1 protein-coding gene is annotated in these 508 nt (G+C 65.2%); it reads right to left on the minus strand.

Annotated features, from left to right (window positions below; genetic code table 11):
• A partial coding sequence (locus AC1RJW_RS29775; protein ID WP_493048124.1) for a condensation domain-containing protein occupies nucleotides 1–508 on the minus strand: 508 nt, incomplete at both ends.

Below are 508 nucleotides of genomic sequence, written 5' to 3' on the forward strand. Positions count from 1 at the left end.
GACGTGGACGGTCCGTCGGCATCTCAAGCAGGGCCGGCGCGCCACTCAGGTGCTGCTGCCAGAAGTCGACCTGGCGCCGCAGGGCCTCGCCCTGCAGCCAGCCACGCTGCCAGGCGGCGTAGTCGGCGTACTGGATCGACAGCGGTGCCAGCGGATCGGGCAACTGGCGGCAAAACGCCGAATACAACGCCGTAAATTCATGCACCAGTACCCCAACCGACCAGCCATCGGAGACGATGTGGTGCTGGGTCACCAGCAGAACATGCTCGTCGCCGCCAAGTTTGAGCAGGCGGCCGCGGATCAGTGGCCCCGCCGCCAGATCAAACGGCGCAGTGGCCTCATCGGCACTGATTCTTTCCACTGCCGCACGCTGCTCATGTCCTTGCAACGCACTCAAATCATGCATCGTCAGGCCGAAACCACTCTCGCTCGGCGCAAACACCTGCACCGGCTGGCCGTCGATGCTGGCGAAGGTGGTGCGCAGGCTTTCGTGGCGCGCCACGATGCG

This window comes from Janthinobacterium sp. GW822-FHT07A03, from assembly GCF_058798815.1.